The 16,502-nt window shown below is 49.1% G+C and carries 20 protein-coding genes; all 20 read right to left on the bottom strand.

Translation table 11 applies throughout. The features are described 5' to 3' along the window. Positions 1-6: 6 nt before the first annotated feature. On the bottom strand, positions 7-1,098 hold the full coding sequence (flhB, locus tag NSQ80_RS09025) for a flagellar biosynthesis protein FlhB (protein WP_127576368.1): 1,092 nt from the start codon (positions 1,096-1,098) through the stop codon (positions 7-9). A 14-nt stretch (positions 1,099-1,112) separates the two neighbouring features. Continuing rightward, positions 1,113-1,901, bottom strand: a complete 789-nt coding sequence (gene fliR / locus NSQ80_RS09020) for a flagellar biosynthetic protein FliR (protein WP_339302076.1) — start codon at positions 1,899-1,901, stop codon at positions 1,113-1,115. A 12-nt stretch (positions 1,902-1,913) separates the two neighbouring features. After that, positions 1,914-2,183 (bottom strand): flagellar biosynthesis protein FliQ, encoded by a 270-nt coding sequence (gene fliQ, locus NSQ80_RS09015; RefSeq protein ID WP_009223019.1) that lies wholly within the window; start codon positions 2,181-2,183, stop codon positions 1,914-1,916. 37 nt (positions 2,184-2,220) lie between these two features. Beyond that, positions 2,221-2,988 carry a flagellar type III secretion system pore protein FliP gene (gene fliP / locus NSQ80_RS09010; RefSeq protein ID WP_016312434.1) on the bottom strand — a complete coding sequence of 256 codons (768 nt, stop codon included), beginning with the start codon at positions 2,986-2,988 and terminating at the stop codon, positions 2,221-2,223. Then, positions 2,985-3,521 carry a flagellar biosynthetic protein FliO gene (locus NSQ80_RS09005; protein ID WP_085168984.1) on the bottom strand — a complete coding sequence of 179 codons (537 nt, stop codon included), beginning with the start codon at positions 3,519-3,521 and terminating at the stop codon, positions 2,985-2,987. The genes fliP and NSQ80_RS09005 overlap by 4 nt, the downstream gene beginning before the upstream one ends. 8 nt (positions 3,522-3,529) lie before the next feature. After that, positions 3,530-3,895 carry a response regulator gene (locus tag NSQ80_RS09000; RefSeq protein WP_009223016.1) on the bottom strand — a complete coding sequence of 122 codons (366 nt, stop codon included), beginning with the start codon at positions 3,893-3,895 and terminating at the stop codon, positions 3,530-3,532. 27 nt (positions 3,896-3,922) lie between these two features. Next, the gene (gene fliY, locus NSQ80_RS08995) at positions 3,923-5,179 is read right to left on the bottom strand and encodes a flagellar motor switch phosphatase FliY (RefSeq protein WP_028539383.1); all 1,257 of its coding nucleotides are present in this window, start codon (positions 5,177-5,179) and stop codon (positions 3,923-3,925) included. Continuing rightward, positions 5,166-6,167 carry a flagellar motor switch protein FliM gene (gene fliM, locus NSQ80_RS08990; RefSeq protein WP_016312437.1) on the bottom strand — a complete coding sequence of 334 codons (1,002 nt, stop codon included), beginning with the start codon at positions 6,165-6,167 and terminating at the stop codon, positions 5,166-5,168. Before fliM ends, fliY begins: the two co-directional genes overlap by 14 nt. A gap of 43 nt (positions 6,168-6,210) precedes the next feature. Then, positions 6,211-6,684: a flagellar basal body-associated FliL family protein gene (locus tag NSQ80_RS08985; RefSeq protein WP_016312438.1), complete on the bottom strand. Its 474-nt coding sequence runs from the start codon at positions 6,682-6,684 to the stop codon at positions 6,211-6,213. Next, positions 6,681-6,905 (bottom strand): flagellar FlbD family protein, encoded by a 225-nt coding sequence (locus NSQ80_RS08980; RefSeq protein ID WP_016312439.1) that lies wholly within the window; start codon positions 6,903-6,905, stop codon positions 6,681-6,683. The genes NSQ80_RS08985 and NSQ80_RS08980 overlap by 4 nt, the downstream gene beginning before the upstream one ends. A gap of 81 nt (positions 6,906-6,986) precedes the next feature. Continuing rightward, positions 6,987-7,811 carry a flagellar hook-basal body complex protein gene (locus tag NSQ80_RS08975; RefSeq protein WP_009223011.1) on the bottom strand — a complete coding sequence of 275 codons (825 nt, stop codon included), beginning with the start codon at positions 7,809-7,811 and terminating at the stop codon, positions 6,987-6,989. A gap of 92 nt (positions 7,812-7,903) precedes the next feature. Continuing rightward, entirely contained in the window at positions 7,904-8,284 is a 381-nt protein-coding gene (locus NSQ80_RS08970; RefSeq protein WP_009223010.1) for a TIGR02530 family flagellar biosynthesis protein, read from the bottom strand. Continuing rightward, the gene (locus NSQ80_RS08965) at positions 8,281-8,784 is read right to left on the bottom strand and encodes a flagellar hook capping FlgD N-terminal domain-containing protein (protein ID WP_028539385.1); all 504 of its coding nucleotides are present in this window, start codon (positions 8,782-8,784) and stop codon (positions 8,281-8,283) included. Before NSQ80_RS08965 ends, NSQ80_RS08970 begins: the two co-directional genes overlap by 4 nt. 32 nt (positions 8,785-8,816) lie before the next feature. Beyond that, the gene (locus tag NSQ80_RS08960; RefSeq protein ID WP_339302075.1) at positions 8,817-10,241 is read right to left on the bottom strand and encodes a flagellar hook-length control protein FliK; all 1,425 of its coding nucleotides are present in this window, start codon (positions 10,239-10,241) and stop codon (positions 8,817-8,819) included. A 40-nt stretch (positions 10,242-10,281) separates the two neighbouring features. Next, a complete protein-coding gene (locus NSQ80_RS08955; RefSeq protein WP_009223007.1) occupies positions 10,282-11,220 on the bottom strand; it encodes a hypothetical protein in 939 nt (312 codons plus the stop codon). Between the two features lie 41 nt (positions 11,221-11,261). After that, entirely contained in the window at positions 11,262-11,705 is a 444-nt protein-coding gene (gene fliJ, locus NSQ80_RS08950; RefSeq protein ID WP_009223006.1) for a flagellar export protein FliJ, read from the bottom strand. Positions 11,706-11,715: 10 nt separating this feature from the next. Then, positions 11,716-13,035 (bottom strand): flagellar protein export ATPase FliI, encoded by a 1,320-nt coding sequence (fliI, locus tag NSQ80_RS08945; RefSeq protein WP_339302074.1) that lies wholly within the window; start codon positions 13,033-13,035, stop codon positions 11,716-11,718. After that, positions 13,016-13,870 (bottom strand): FliH/SctL family protein, encoded by an 855-nt coding sequence (locus NSQ80_RS08940; RefSeq protein WP_339302073.1) that lies wholly within the window; start codon positions 13,868-13,870, stop codon positions 13,016-13,018. The genes fliI and NSQ80_RS08940 overlap by 20 nt, the downstream gene beginning before the upstream one ends. Then, positions 13,863-14,879: a flagellar motor switch protein FliG gene (gene fliG, locus NSQ80_RS08935; protein WP_036643741.1), complete on the bottom strand. Its 1,017-nt coding sequence runs from the start codon at positions 14,877-14,879 to the stop codon at positions 13,863-13,865. Before fliG ends, NSQ80_RS08940 begins: the two co-directional genes overlap by 8 nt. Positions 14,880-14,890: 11 nt before the next feature. Further along, the gene (gene fliF / locus NSQ80_RS08930; RefSeq protein ID WP_339302072.1) at positions 14,891-16,474 is read right to left on the bottom strand and encodes a flagellar basal-body MS-ring/collar protein FliF; all 1,584 of its coding nucleotides are present in this window, start codon (positions 16,472-16,474) and stop codon (positions 14,891-14,893) included. Positions 16,475-16,502 lie beyond the last annotated feature (28 nt).

The raw sequence follows: 16,502 nt of genomic DNA, 5'->3' as shown, positions 1-16,502 counted from the left end.
ATCCCATTATGATTTGGGTCTGCCTTTGATTCGGTATACGTAAGCCAGCACTTCAGCAACAGCTTGGAACAAATCCGCAGGGATCGTCTCCCCGATTTCGGTTCGTTGAAATAACGCCCGTGCCAGCGGCTTGTTTTCCATCGTAATTACGCCATGTTCTTTGGCGATTTCCTTAATGCGAAGCGCCACATAATCCTGCCCTTTGGCAATGACTTGCGGGGCATCCATTTTGGATCCGTCGTACTTCAGAGCGACCGCAAAGTGAGTCGGGTTGGTGATAATTACATCAGCTTTCGGCACTTCCTGCATCATCCGCTGCAGAGCCATCCGCCGCTGCCGTTCCCGAATTTTCCCCTTGATGAGCGGATCGCCTTCCATTTTCTTATATTCATCTTTGATATCCTGCTTGGACATCTTCAGATTCTTCTCATGTTCATATCGCTGATACATATAATCCAGTACCGCGAGTACGATTAGAGCGGCTGCAATTTTTAACCCTAAATTCATCGTTAACTGGGCGGTAAAATGAAACGTATCATCCACCGATACATGCCCTAATGCGGATAAGCTCCCGCGGTACCCCCAAATCGTGGAGTAGACGAGATACCCGATGATCAACAGCTTAAAAAGCGTTTTGATAAATTGAACCAACGACCGCATGGAAAAGATGTTTTTAAACCCTTTGATCGGATCCAGCTTACTGAACTTGATTTTGAGCGGTTCTCCGATCAACATGAAACCGATCTGGGCATAGTCGGCAACAACAGCCACGACGATGACAATCAGGAAGATTGGAGCCAGCAGCAACAACACCTGCACTGCGTACTCCCCCATCATCGCCATCACGTTCGTTTTCGTTACCTCCATGGACAGCCGATGATAAAACACGTCAACAAACAAGCCAATCAACCGGTCCTTGAAATAACCAGCAAATGCAGTCAAGCATAGGAATCCGGCCATTAATAACAAGGCGCCGGTCAGTTCCTGGCTCTTGGCCACCTGACCTTTTTTTCGGGCCTCCTGACGTTTCTTCGGAGTCGCTTTTTCCGTCTTTTCGCCAGCGAACAGCTGCAGATCAAGCGAATACCGATATGACATAGCGATCCTCCATCCTACTGCGGCCTTTGTCCTATCGTTCCGAGCAGATCATGAAGCGCTCGGAACAGCACCTCGAACAAAGCTTGAAACGCAACGATAAAGCCCGGCACAAGCACCAACAGCACAAATAACCCCACGATGATTTTGACCGGAATCCCGATAACAAAAATGTTGAATTGCGGTGCAGTTCGAGCCAAGAATCCAAGCGCTACGTCGGTGACAAACAGAGCTACCACCAGCGGAGCTGACATTTGAAATGCCAGCATAAACGCCTGGCTGAAGGTTTGAACTAAAAATTCGGACAAGTTCCCGTTATAAATTTGTTGGAACACTTGATTGGATAAAGGGACCCAGTTGTAGCTCCGAATAACCGCATCCAGTAAGTAGTGATGGCCGTTCATGCTGAGGAAGACCAATGTGGCAATGATATACTTGAGATTCCCCAAAACGGGCGCAGACGCACCGGTCATAGGGTCGATCACGTTCGCGATCCCAAAACCAATTTGAATATCGATAAATGAGCCCGCCATTTGGATAACGGAGAAGATCAGATTTGCCACGTACCCCATCAACAGACCTACCAGCACTTCACGAATAATCACCAATATGTATCCCAAGTCGTTTGGTATCGACTGATTCGGACCAATGGTCAACAGAATGACAACCGCGATGATACCGGCAAAGCCAACCTTAAACGTATTCGGCACCGATCGGGATGAAAATATAGGCGAAACTACAAAAAAGGCTGTCATTCGACAAAAAATAAGCATAAAAATAGAAATTCCGTGCAGTATCGTATCCATAACTTCGGCAACCTAACCGATATAACTAGATAGGTTATTTAGAATTCCGTAGGTGAAGTCGACCAGCGTCGTCAAAATCCAAGGGCCAAACAACAACAACGCTAGTAAAACAGCGACGATTTTGGGAACGAAGGCAAGGGTTTGCTCCTGAATTTGCGTTGTCGCTTGGAAAATACTTACCAAGAGCCCCACCACAAGGGCGATCACCAGCATCGGTGCGCTGACCTTCAACACGGTATATACGGCTTGTCCGGCCAAACCGATAATAAATTCCGAACTCATACACCGTTTTCTCCTTCCCTGAACCTGAACCTATCCTCTAGGTATTAAAGCTGACTAATAGTGATTTGACGATCAGATACCAACCATCTACCAGCACGAACAGCAAGATCTTGAACGGCAGTGAGATCATGACCGGCGGCAGCATCATCATCCCCATAGCCATCAGTACACTGGAAACGACGATATCGATAATCAAAAAAGGAATAAAAATCATAAAGCCCATTTGAAACGCCGTCTTGAGTTCACTAATCGCAAAAGCAGGCACCATCACCGAAAGCGGGATGTCTTCATAGCTCTTCGGCTTTTCCATTTTGGTATATCCCATGAACAGCTGTAGATCTTTGGTTCTCGTATGCGAGTACATGAACTTCTTCATGGGAACCGCCGCTTTGTCCAACGCTTCGGTCTGGGTGATTTCTCCCTTGATATAAGGCTGCACTGCCACCTCGTTAATCGTAGTTAGCGTGGGGCTCATGATAAATAATGTTAAGAACAAAGCTAAGCCGATTAATACCTGATTTGGCGGCATTTGTTGCGTCCCTAATGAACTGCGGACAAACCCCAGTACCACGACGATGCGAGTAAAGCTCGTCATCAGCACCAATATTGCCGGCGCGATACTGAGTACCGTAATCATTAAGAGAATCGACAACGAAGTGGTACCTGACGCCCCGCCCGAATCCGAATTACCGATTTGAATGCCGATGCTCGGAATCGGGTCAACCGGTTCGGCCGATGCTACGGAGACTGCGAGTATGCTCCATATCGTCAGCAGCAAGCCGACAATTAACAATTTTCTCTTCATGACTCCCTCGACCGATCTGTAGAATGTTCTTCCGAATCCTGCAAGAGTTCCTCCATTTGTCGTTTTCGGTCCGGCATCTTCCGCAGTTGCGATTGAAACACCTCGTGGAAAGCGACACCGTCCAGTTCTTCTTCCTCCCGAGGTGGTTCCTTTCGAAACCGGGAGATCAAGCCGGACAAAGTCGACGACAATCCGGCAAGTTCCATTCCTTCGTGTTCGAAGGCTTGAACCAGAGAGGCTACTTCGTCCGGGTTGGATATTTTGTCCACCAGCGAAATGTCCTCACCGACACCCACAAGATAGATGCTCCCCCCGAGTTCGATCACTTGCAGGGATTTGTTGGGTCCAAGGCCAATCGCGCCCAAAGTGCGAATCGCATGGCTCTGGGACAAATACCGGTTCCTTTTCCCAAGAAAACGGACCAGTATAATAATTAATGCAATGATCAGGCCAAGAACTACGATGACGGTAAACAAGTTCCCCCAAAGGTTGACGTCCCCAGAAAACGGGGAAGAATCTTGCGAGTTATTCATCGCTCAGTTTACACCCCAAGCGTTTTGTTGATCGCTTCAATAACCCGATCCGATTGGAACGGCTTCACGATGAAGTCCTTCGCACCCGCTTGAATCGCATCGATAACCATCGCTTGCTGCCCCATCGCAGAGCACATGATCACTTTCGCGTTCGGGTCCAGCTTCTTGATCTCTTTTAACGCCGCAATTCCGTCCATTTCGGGCATCGTAATATCCATCGTGATCAAATCCGGATGCAGTTCTTTAAATTTCTCGATCGCTTGCGCACCATCCTGTGCTTCCCCTACGACTTCAAACCCGTTTTTCGTCAAAATATCCCGGATCATCATTCTCATAAATGCTGCGTCGTCTACGATAAGAATTCGGTTAGCCATTGATCTAAAATCCTCCCTAAACTTCTACTATTGTAATTTTTGAATGCGGTCCCACTGGCTTATGATATCCGTGACGCGTACGCCGAAGTTTTCATCAATGACGACAACCTCGCCCTTAGCAATCAGTTTGTTGTTCACCAGAATATCTACCGGTTCACCAGCAAGCTTGTCCAATTCGATGATCGATCCTTGGGACAATTCCAGGATATCTTTAATTTGCCGTTGGGTCCTACCTAATTCTACGGTGACTCTAAGGGGTATGTCCATCAGTAAGTTCAAATTATTTTCGTCAACCTGGTTAAATGATGAGTTCCCCAAATTTGCAAATTGTACAGGTTGTACATTCAAATTTCGCCCAGGTGCCTGCCCATAATGATGGGGTTCGCCGTAAGGTTGACCTTGTGGAGGATACCCGTATGGCGCTTGCTGCCCGTAACCATAACTCTCTTGCATCGGCGGTTGCTGCATCATCGGTTGAGACGGTGCAGGCGGCTGCTGATACGTTGGGGCCTGAGGCGCAGGCGACGGAGCTGGCGTTGGTGCAGACGCTGGTGCAGGAGGCGCGGCCGCTGCGGCGCTTTCCTTCGCGCCGGCTTTTGTTTCTGCCGCTGATCCACTAATCAGACTATCTACCATCTCTTTTGCGAACTTCACGGTTAGCAGCTGCATGATCGTCGAATCGATCAAATCCCCAATCGTCAAACGGAAGGAGATCTTGATTAGCGGGTCCGATTCTGGCAAGCTGTTCAAGCCGTTCCCATTGGACATGTTCAAAATATCAACGCCTGGCGGCGAGATATTGACGAAGCGATTAAAAATGGTAGACATTGATGTCGCAGAAGACCCCATCATTTGGTTCATCGCTTCCTGCACGGCACTGATATGAATCTCATTTAACTCTTCCTCTTCCGGGTTCCCTTCCCCGCCCAGCATCAAATCTGCAATCACTTGGGCATCTCTCGTCTTGATGACCAAAGAGTTCATGCCTTCAAAGCCATCCACATATTGAACGTGAATCGCAACATGCGGTTTTGGAAATTCGGACTCAAACTGGGAACGAGTGATCACGGAAACCTTCGGCGTTGTGATATCCACTTTTTTATTTAACAGCGTGGAGAGCGCCGTAGCAGCACTGCCAAACGTGATGTTCCCGATTTCCCCCAAGGCGTCCTGCTCTAGCGGAGTTAGAACGTCGTTTACCGACAGCTCTTGGGGCGTCTCTTGATTGGCTTGTTTTAATAATGCGTCTATCTCTTCCTGGGACAAGTAATCATTGCTCGTCAAGTTCCTCAACTCCTTCGCTGACAATTTCATCGATTTGGACCGCAATCCGATCCTTTACTGTACCCGGGCTGCCTATATATTTCAATCGATCGCCAACCCGGATTTGCAGTCCTTCCTGGACCGGTTTATTTAATGAGATGACGTCCCCAACGGACAATCCCAGGAATTCACGGACCGTAATCTGTGATTCGCCCAACTCCGCGATGATCGGAAGCTTAGCTTTGTTCACTCGGTTTCGCAACGCTTCAACTTCTTCTGGAGCACGCGACTTTTTCTGAGAGACAAACCAATGGTGAACCGAAAGCTTTGGCATGATCGGTTCAATTACAACATGTGGTATACAGAGGTTGATCATCCCGGAGGTATCCCCGATTTTCGTGCTTAGCGAGATCAGCGCAATCGTTTCGTTAGGCGATACGATTTGCATGAACTGAGGATTGGTTTCCAGCGCCTCCATCCGTGGATTGATGTCCACAACGGTTTTCCAAGCTTCTTGCAAGCTTTCAAAAGCCCGGCTAAAAATCCGCTCCATAATAATTGTTTCGATCTCCGTTAGCGATCCGATTTTCGAAGGAGCTGTTCCGAGACCGCCCAACAGCCGGTCCAGCATAGCAAAAGCGACGTTGGGATGCACCTCCAGCACCATTCTTCCTTCCAGCGGCTCCGCTTCAAAAATGTTCAAAATCGTCATTTTGGGAATGGAGCGGATAAACTCGTCATAAGGAAGCTGCTCGACCTGAACAACGTTAATTTGCACGAACGTGCGCAGTTGAGCCGAAAAATAGGTAGTGAGATAACGGGCAAAGTTCTCATGTATTCGGGTTAAGCTTCGAATATGATCTTTGGAAAATCTCACCGCTCTTTTGAAATCATACGAACGGATTTTCTTCTGCGTATCTTCCTTTTTCAGTTCTTCGGCGTCCATTTCACCCGACGATAACGCAGCTAGCAACGCATCAATTTCGTTCTGCGACAACACATCAACCAACCATCTCACCCCCTTAGAAAAATCTCTATTCGTTCGATATTCGTTAGATCGTTGACATGATGAAGTCAGTAATATCGATCTGAATCAATTTCCCTTCCGGCAGCGATTTGTTGATCAGGTTGAGCAATTTGGAACTCAGGTTGTCTTTTCCCAATGCCCCCGTCAATTCCTCCGGTTTGGTATCCGCCAACGTTTTGATAATAATCGGCTTGATTTTGTAATCCTTGATTTTATCGAAGGTTTCCTTGGAAGTCGCACTATCCAATTGGAACGCAAAATCAATGACTACCACGTAATCCGGATCGGACAAATTCGTCTTGATATCGTCAATCGTAGATGTCACCTGAACGAGTTCGTCGGCCGACAATTTCTTTGGTACTGCTACACTGTCAACAGCAGCATTCATTTCGGTACCTGGTGCAGGTTTATTCATTTGATTCACCAGCAGGAAGGCGGCCAATACGATCAATGTGATGGCGAGCAAAATCGTAATTAACCATGGCAGCATTCTTTTCATGACCATTCCTCCGTTTGTTGCACTTTAATAGTTGCTGCGTGGATGCCGATCTCACGATAATAATCGCTTATCATCTGAATCACATCGGCCGCCTTCTCCAGCACGATAATCCGCTTCCCTGTGACCAGGGTGACGTATGTATCCGGTGTTTCTTCCACGGTCTCAATCATGATGGCATTTAGCCACATTTGAGAACCGTTAAGGCGTGTTACTGAAATCATGATTTCCCTCCTAAGCGATCAAGGAAGCGGGGAGAGCCGTCGGGGAACGGCGGTTAACCCTTTCCCCGACTACCCCTTCGCTTAACGTTTCAGATTAACAACTTCCTGAAGCACTTCATCCGAGGTCGTGATGATCCGCGAATTCGCTTGGAACCCCCGCTGCGCTACGATCATTTCGGTAAACTCGCCCGTTAAGTCGACGTTGGACATTTCCAACTGGCCAACAATCAGAGCACCCGTCCCCTCTTCTGCGTTATTCGGGTTCGTATACGTCAATTCTCCGTCTGCGATGGCATTCAAGGTGACCCGATAAAGGTTACCGCCAATCTTCTCCAGACCTTCCGGGTTCGTGACCCGAGCTACCCCTATAATCTCACCAGGATCTGTTCCCCCTTCAGGGTTTTTCAGCATCATCGTACCATCAGATGCAATCGTAAAGGCTGTTACCGCTTCGAAATCGATTGGCTCCATAACGTCACCATCGCTGTTGCAAACGAGCAAACCGTCCGAAGTGACCAGTTGGCCCGCAGCATCCAGATGAAAGTCTCCCGCACGAGTCAGGAAAGGAACCTCTTGATCGGGCGTCAGTTTTACAAGAAAAAATCCGTCACCGTCAATCCGCATATCCAGCGGATTATTGGTTGTCATCGCACTGCCGCCAGTATGTAATGTATCGATAGAGCCGATGGAGACCCCAAGTCCAATTTGCTTGGCATTCACGCCGCCAGATTCACCATCGACTGGAGCCGTAACCCCGGAGACCGTCTGGCTCATGATATCCTTAAACATAACGCGTCCTGATTTGAAGCCTACCGTATTGACGTTTGCAATATTATTGCCGATGACGTCAAGCTTGGTTTGGAAACCACGCATTCCAGATACGCCAGAATACATTGATCTTAACATTTGCTCTCATCCCTTCCACTGATTAAAATGATTGCTTCGGCCGCTTCAGTCGATCCGCAGCCGATTGGCTCCCGTAACCGGTCCAGCCAATTTTAAGAAATGATGACGGCGCTATCGATTTGAGTAAATACGTTATTCTTCATGCTGCTTCCGTCCATCGCGGTAACGACGGTCCGATTGTGGACGTTCACAATCAGGGCCATATCTTTCAATAAAATAAGGGACTCTTTCGCTCCTTTAGCCGCCGCGCTGTCAATCGCCGATTCAATCTTGTTTAAGTGCTCCGGCTTCAGCTCGATTCCGCGCTGCTCCAAACGTTTTACCGCATGGTTGCTGAAATGGACCAGTCGATCCTCCAGCATCTCCTTAAAGTTACTTTTTGCAGCATTTAGCGGCATGCTTTTATTTGCCGTTAGTGCATTAGGCCCGATTCTGCCCGCATATAGCTGGCCTACTCGGATCGGCTCGTTCATAACAGATCCGCTCCTTGGCCAGCGCCGTCAGACGCGTCAGCAGGTACGCCTACTTGTTCAATATCGGAGATTTTAATCTCCTTATCTCCTACTTTCACGTAGTGGACACCACTGCGAACGATAATGGATTCTACAATGCCACTTTCCTTCTCAATAATGACTTCAGCTTTACCTGTGGAAACATCGTAATTACCTGTTTTGGTCTCAGTCACCCATGTCACTTCTTTTCCGATCAGTCCGGAATCATTGCCTAAGGACTCTCCCAATGCAGCTATCTGTTCTGAAATGTTGGTCAACTGCTCGACAGAAGTAAACTGGGCAATTTGTGCAACCATTTGCGTATTGTCCATTGGGGACAACGGATCCTGATTTTGCATCTGGGCGATCATGAGTTTAAGGAAAGCATCTTTACCCAACTCGTTGTTTTTCGTACTGGCCTTCTGAATGTTATTTTGTGAGTAATTCGGCCACGACACCGAAGAAAAATACGTGTCAGCCACGGAGGTACCTCCTTTCTGCGAATTAAGGTGATTTAAGCCCGAGCAACAAAGGAACTGCCGTAGCTTTGCTCTTTGGCTCTGACTTCAGCTACCCATTCGTTCCATTCTTCGTTCAAGTCATGGATGGCCAGGGTTTCGTCCTCTGTTACGGGACGACGTTTTTCGCTTTGTTGTTGTCCTGTGCCTCCGCCGGATTGCCGGCCATCATGGTACATGTGGGACGACAATGATGTATTTTGTGTCACCTCCAGTTTGTTAACCTGAAGACCCTGAGATTGCAATGCCGATCTAAGTTGTGCCATTTGTTGTTCCAGCGATTCCTTAGCAAAAGCGTGCTCCGTCATAAATTGGGCAGTTAATTGGCCGTTTTGCATCGTAATGCGTACGTCAACCTGTCCCAAATGCTCCGGATACAGTGAAATTCTCGCCTCGGACACACCCTTCAGATTCACGATCTCCAGTTTATTGACCAGGAAACCGCTCATTTCTTTCGCGAAGTTCTCAACTGGAACCGATTTTGCAACATGCTTCACGGACTTGATTCCGTTGTCCCGGAGTGCCAACTGTCCTGCGGTCACGACTTGACCAGTTTGAACGGGATCTTCATGTACTTTAGCTTCCGAGGTCCCCCCGTCAACTGCCGGATCAGCTTTGAATGCCAGATCATTGACGCGGAATGCTGCCGAATTGCTAGATTGTGAACTCGATTGAACAGCACGAGCATCTCCTCTGTTCAGCATGTCCCCATTTTGGCCTGCACGTCCTTGTTGGCTAGCTGTTGCACCTGGATCTGTCGTGAAGGTACGAGGTTGTAATCCTGTTGCTTCCGTCCCTTTTCCGCCATTAGACTTCGCCTCCGCCGAATCCGATATTGCATCTAGCACTTGTTGTAGAGAATCCAGCATAGTAACGGCTTGTCCCTGTACACTTGCGGTCAGCTTAGCGGCACCTCCGTTCGACTCCGCAGCTGCTAATAGTTGAACAAGAGTATCCTGAACCGCAAACCGCATCGTCTCCGGCTGCTGAGCTAGCACAGGCAGGGCGTTGTCGCCCTCAGCTCCTAAACTCGCATTGTCAGACAAACCTGCCTGTTGCAATAGGGGTTGAACACTTTGCAACCAACCTTGCAATAACGAAAACAACGCAGGATCCGCTTGAAGTGCATCGTCCAATTTAGACAATTGCTCCAACAATCCTTCGATTGTCGCGACAAGCGTATTTTCAGTCGCTTCGGAATATATACCTTCCGTACCACTTGGCAATCCAGCTAACGAGATCATCTGTGCTGAGGCTTGTCCTTCCTGCGGCTGGGCATTACCAAGCAACATGGCGAGAAGCTTCTGATCAAATGACAAAGCAGCCGCTTGCCCCGTTTCCGCCTTGCCAGCCGATCCGTACCACAACGAGTTAACCGTCCCGGCTTTGGTTACATTCACTTGCGACATAGATGAATTCATTTTGTTTCACCTCCTTTCAATGCTAAATTTCTTCATTATATTACTTACTTACCAGCTGATTCAGGATCTTCACTGATGTCTTCTCGTCAGACTTCGCCATTTCCGTCAAAATCTTAGAACGAGCAGTTCCGTTTACCGATTTGAGGATTTTCAGCCCCTTCTCGGGACTTAGCTTGTACGTCTGAAGCACCAGCTTGGCGGCATCTGTTGCAGCCATCGAGGAGAAGGTTTGCCCCAGCTCCGTATCGCTTAGCCCTGCTCCATTTGCAGCAGCTGCAGTATCCGCTGTTGATTCCATTTTGAGTCTCGATTGCAGCGCAGCGATCGCCAAGTCCTCGGACGTCTTCACATCCTTCAGCTTAATCGAAAGATCCGCGGCCTTTTGCGGGTCCATCTTCTCCAAAATGGCCACTTTACTCTCATTGTTCATTACACTTAACATCTGCAGCGACTCTTCCGTTGTCAACTTATTAAAAATCGCTGCCGCTTTGCTAGGACTCATTTCCGCATACAGATTGGCCAGCTTCTTAACTTCCTTCTGATAGGCCTCCAATTCTGCCGCTTGCTGCTGATCGTTCTCTTTCTGCTGAACGGAAGCCAGTTGCTCCTGCAGCTCCTTTACCTTCTCCTGCTGTTCGGCTGCTTGTTGGTTCGCGGTTTGCAGCTCAGCCTGCTGCTTAGCCAACTGCTCCTTTAGTTCCTTCACAGTAGCTTCAGTGCTCTCCCGCTGCTTATGCTCTTCCTTCGCAGCATCCTTTGCTTCACCCTCTGGAGCAATTGGATCCGGAACCAGGTTTTTCACCAGCGGAATCCGGTTCCCCCAATCAATCATGGTGTTACGAAAGTCGATATTAAATAAGGTTAATAACACCCCTAGCAGAACAACCGTAAAAAGAATAGGCGTCATGAAGAACAGAAAGCGTGAAAATCCGCCCCCTGTCTCCTCATCCAATTCTTCGTCCACCACCGTTTTTGCCATCTCTATCCCTCCTTCGAACAACCGTATGGGCGCCCGTTACTTTATCGGGCTCTCATGGCGAACCGGACTGTAGCCATTTCATCCAGCTCGTTTTGTTCCCGAAGAAGCATTTCGTGCCGAAATTTATCCATGGCCTTCTCTTTCGCTTTAAGCCATACCTTTTCGTCCAGCATTTTCCCCTTCAAAATCGTCTTCTTATGCTCGACGTTGACCTCCGCTGCGCGAATGTCCGCCAGCTTCCGCTCAATCGCTTGGTCAAGAAAATCCATGTATCGCTGAAGTTCCTGCAGTTTGATCATGGAGGCAGTACTCTCCGCTTCGGCAGCGATTACCGCTGCGGTATTGGCTTTCTCCTCCAGCAACTGCTCCAACGAGCGTTGTTCTGACTGCAATCGCCCAATAGCTGCAGATAACATCCATTCGGCCTGCGTTTTTTCGTTGGATTTCAAATCAACTACTTTCTGATACACGTAACGGAACTTCATTCTCTACGTTTCATCTCCTTGCGAATTCGGAAATTAGCCGTTCCTGGACTTCGGCGAGCGTGACCTTCTCATTAACCTTCTGCTTCGTAAAGTTCCATATCTGCTGAATGGCCCCAATTGCTTCATCAATGTCCGGGTTCGATCCGGGTTGATAAGCGCCGATATTAATTAAATCCTCGGAATCCTTATAAACAGCCATCAACCGTTTCAGATTTTCGGCCGCCTCATTTTGCTCATCCGACACAATATCCTTCATGACCCGGCTAATGCTGGCTAGGATATCAATCGCGGGGAAGTGACCTTTGTTCGCGATCCCGCGGTTCAAAACGATATGCCCGTCCAATATCCCGCGTACGGCGTCCGCAATCGGTTCATTCATATCGTCACCGTCAACGAGCACGGTATAGAAGGCGGTAATCGAACCGGTTGGTCCCGTTCCTGCCCGCTCCATCAGCTTCGGCAAGGCGGCAAACACGGAAGGGGTGTAACCGCGCATGGCAGGAGGCTCACCTACGGCTAACCCTACCTCACGCAGCGCCATCGCGTAACGGGTGACGGAATCCATCATCAGCATGACGTTGAGCCCGCGGTCCCGAAAATACTCCGCAATGGTTGTGGCGATCAAAGCCCCTTTCATCCGGATTAAAGCCGGCTGATCGGAGGTTGCAACGACGACAACAGAGCGCTCCAATCCTTCCGGGCCAAGATCCCGCTCAATAAAGTCAAGCACCTCGCGTCCCCGCTCCCCAACGAGCGCAATCACGTTCACATCTGCTGAGGTATTGCGGGCAATCATCCCCATCAAGGTACTCTTCCCGACCCCAGAGCCAGCGAAAATCCCCACCCGCTGACCTTTACCGATTGTAAGCAAACCATCGATGGCTCGTACGCCTATGCCGATGGGTTCGGAGACCCGCGGACGATTCAGAGGATTCATCGGCTTATTATAGGTCGAATAGTGACCCATCCGAGAAGGAAGCAACGAACCGTCTAGCGGTTGCCCCAAGCCATCCAGCACCTTACCTAGGAGCTCCGACCCCACCTGTACCGTCAAAGGTTTACCGGTCCCAACAACGTCACAACCAGGTCCGATCGACTGCAGTTCACCGAGCGGCATCAGCAATACCTTGTTGTCGCGAAAACCGACGACCTCCGCCTGCAAAGGCTGAGCCCCTTTACTCGGATAGATATAACAAAGATCGCCGATGCTGGCATCAGGGCCCTCGGATTCAACCATCAGTCCGATGACTTGTGTCACCTTCCCGTTGATTCGGATCGGATCAAGCTGTCTGAGATGATCAATGTAACGTTCAGCTTTCAAACTCGTCATTCGCTTGCCCCCGCTCCTCCATCTGTAGAGAAACCCGCAACAATTCCTTCTTAATCTCCGTCAATTGGGTATCAATTCTGGCGTCTACACTGCCGAAGGAAGAACGGATAACACAACCGCGATCTTTGACGGTTGGGTCCGGCAAAATTTGAAGTTCTGCCTGCGAGTCAATCGCAAGACTAAGCTCCTCCCTGGCCGCCTGCACGAACGCAAAATCCTTTGGTGAAACACACAGTGTCAAGGTTCCTTGCTCGCGTTTACGCGCCAGACTCTTCTTGATCAGCTCGATAACGTATTCCGGTTTCAGCTCAAGCTGCTTATCGATGACTTTCTCGGCAATTGCACAGCTTAATTCGACCAGAAACGGCTCGGCTTCCTGAATGATACGTTCTTTCTCCTCATAAGCCTGCTGGAGAACGGAACTCGCTTCATTCATCATCTCTTCGATCTTGGCGCGCATCGTTGCTTCTGCCTGCGCTTTCCCTTCCTCGTAGCCTTGAGTGAAGCCCTCCGCTTTAACGGCTTCGATCATCTGTTCATCCTGCTCACGGCGCTCTTGCCACCAGGCTTCGATTTGCTTCTGTGCTTCGGCCAGCATGCGTTCCGCTTGCTCCGCCGCGTCCCTGACCTGACGTTCGGCGAACTCTTTCGCATCCGCCAACATCTGACGTCTCGTCTCTTCGGCCGCAAGATCTTCAGCGGAAGGACCTTGAACGACCGGATTCTCGGTGTGAGTGGATGACGGGTCCTCGGTTGTCGGATGAACCTTGGCTAAATTCAGCTGCTTCAAGATTTCAACCGGTACGTATTGAGACACCTTGATCAAATTAGACAATGATGTCATCTCCTCCGCCGCGGGCGATTATAATTTCACCTGCTTCTTCCAACCTGCGAATGGTAGCTACGATGCGGGTTTGTGCTTCTTCCACGTCACGCAGCCGCACCGGCCCCATGTATTCCATCTCTTCCTTGAACGTCTCGGACATCCGCTTCGACATGTTGCGGAAGACCGCTTCGCGAACTTCTTCGCTGGCCACTTTGAGGGCAAGCTGCAAGTCGCTGTTCTCGATATCGCGGATAATCCGCTGTATGGAACGGTTGTCGATATTGACGATATCCTCGAAGACGAACATCCGCTTCTTGATTTCTTCGGCCAGCTCGGGATCCTGGATTTCGAGCGAATCGAGAATCGTTCTTTCCGTCCCCCGGTCGACTCCGTTCAAGATTTGGACGATCGATTCAATGCCGCCGGCGCTGGTGTAATCCTGCGTAACCGTAGCAGAGAGCTTCTGCTCCAGCACGCGTTCCACCTGAGCGATGACCTCCGGCGACGTGCTATCCATCATCGCGATTCTCCGCGCTACTTCCGCTTGCTTCTCCTGAGGAAGTGAAGACAAGATGGCTGCCGCCTGTTCAAATTGCAAATAGGATAACACCAAAGCGATTGTCTGCGCGTTTTCGTTCTGGATAAAGTTCAGAATTTGATTTGGATCTGCCTTACGGGCAAAATCGAATGGCCGGACCTGAAGGGTTGCCGTCAAACGGTTGATGATGTCCACCGCTTTGGACTGGCCCAGCGCCTTCTCCAGAATTTCCTTGGCGTAAGTGATGCCCCCCTGGGTGATATACTCCTGCGCCAAGCAGATCTGGTGGAATTCCGCCATAATCATTTCTTTCTCGGCGCTGTCAACTTTACGGACGTTGGCAATTTCCAGCGTGAGCTGCTCGATTTCATCATCCCGCAAATGTTTGAAGATTTGCGCCGACACTTCCGGCCCTAACGTAATTAACAAAATGGCTGCCTTTTGTTTCCCGGTCAAAACCGGACTCGATGTTTTGGACAATACATTCACCTCTATTCATCAGCCAGCCAGGTGCGAAGCAAGTTAACGAATTCGTCAGGCTTCTTCTTGGCCAACGTCTCCAGCTGTTTACGCACTTGGTTCTCATTCGTGACTGTATCCAAATTGATCGATGGAAACTCAGGCGTAAGAGGCAGCGCGATCTCTTCTTCCTCTTCTTGCGCTTGCTTGCGGCGGCGGAACAAGACGATTCCGAGACCGGCCAGCGCCAGCAGAGCTGCACCTCCTACTCCCCATACCAACGGGCTTGATAAACTCAACCCGGCTTTTTGGACAGTATCCGAATGGAATGGCTGAGACAACACTGAAACTTTTCTCTGCAATTCTTCGTCTGTATATGTAGTACCAGAGTCAGCCAAATAGGATCCAACGATATTTTTCAGAATATTTTCGATCGCGGACCGAGTATTTTCATCCAAAGTTTCCTGACCTTCGGGTGGTTCAACGGCCACATTAATGGTTAAATCCTTAATAACATAGGGACTGGCGATAATGTCCTTCGTAATTCGATTAACCTCGTAGTTAATCGTCGACGAACTTTCTTCCGAGGAAGACCCGCCGTTCGTTTCCGACGAAGGATAGTTCACAACATCTTCTTCCCCAGTTCCAGGTACCCCGCTCGTTGGATTCGCCGATCCGGTGTAGCTTTTCTGCACTTTTTGTGCGCTGATCTCGATACCTTTCATGTTTTCGGTATCCACTGGAGTGACCAGATTGTCTTTCTGGCTAACTTGGTCGAAATTCAACTTGGAAGCGACCAGCACTTCAATCTTATCCGGACCGGTCAGTCTGGATAGGAATTGCTTTACGCTTTGGCGTACGTCGCTTTCAAACTTCTTCTGCAACGCCATGTTCTCTTGAACCGCCGAAGTCAGCGAGCCTGTTGTCCCACCTTGACCGCTTGGAAGCAAGATCGTATCATCACTCGAGGATAGCGAGATATTCTCCACCGGCAAGTTAGGGACCGACGTTTTAACCAAGTTGAAATATCCATCAATGGCTTCCTGATTTGGACGATATCCCGGCTTGAACGTGAGGACGATCGATGCCGTCGCTTTCTCCTGTTCATCCGGGCTGGCGAACACGTTTTCTGCCGGCAAGTTAATGAGAACCTTGGCATCGTTAACGCCTTGCATTCTCTTTAGCAGCTGTTCGACCTCACCGTTAATGGCGTTTTTGTACTTGACGTTAAATTCGTTGTCCGTCATTCCGATCAAGGAAGAACTCTCATTAAAAGCTTCCAATCCGATCGAACCGTTCTGGACGATTCCTTGGGAACCAACATCAACCTTAACTCGTGCTGCGTCTTTACTAGGAACCGAAATGGTTGTACCGTCAGGTCCAAGCTTGTACGAGATTCCGCTGGATTCCAAGTAATTGATGATCCCTGCCGCATCAGTCGAATCAAGACCCGTAAAGGCTACATCGTATTCCGTTTTGGAAAATTGAATCGTCAGCAAGATGATCGCGAGCAGGATAAAAGTCGCCGTCGAGACTAATAACGTTTTTTGTTTTTTACTAAATTGGTTCCAGTACCCTAAAAATCGATCCCGGTACTGTGTAATTCTCTCATTCACAATGTCACCTCATCCGAGCATGTTTCAA

Source organism: Paenibacillus sp. FSL K6-2441, from assembly GCF_037964765.1.
Lineage (GTDB): Bacteria > Bacillota > Bacilli > Paenibacillales > Paenibacillaceae > Fontibacillus > Fontibacillus phoenicis.
Note: the sequence above shows the minus strand (reverse complement) of the source record. Positions and strands in the feature narration are given on the sequence as shown.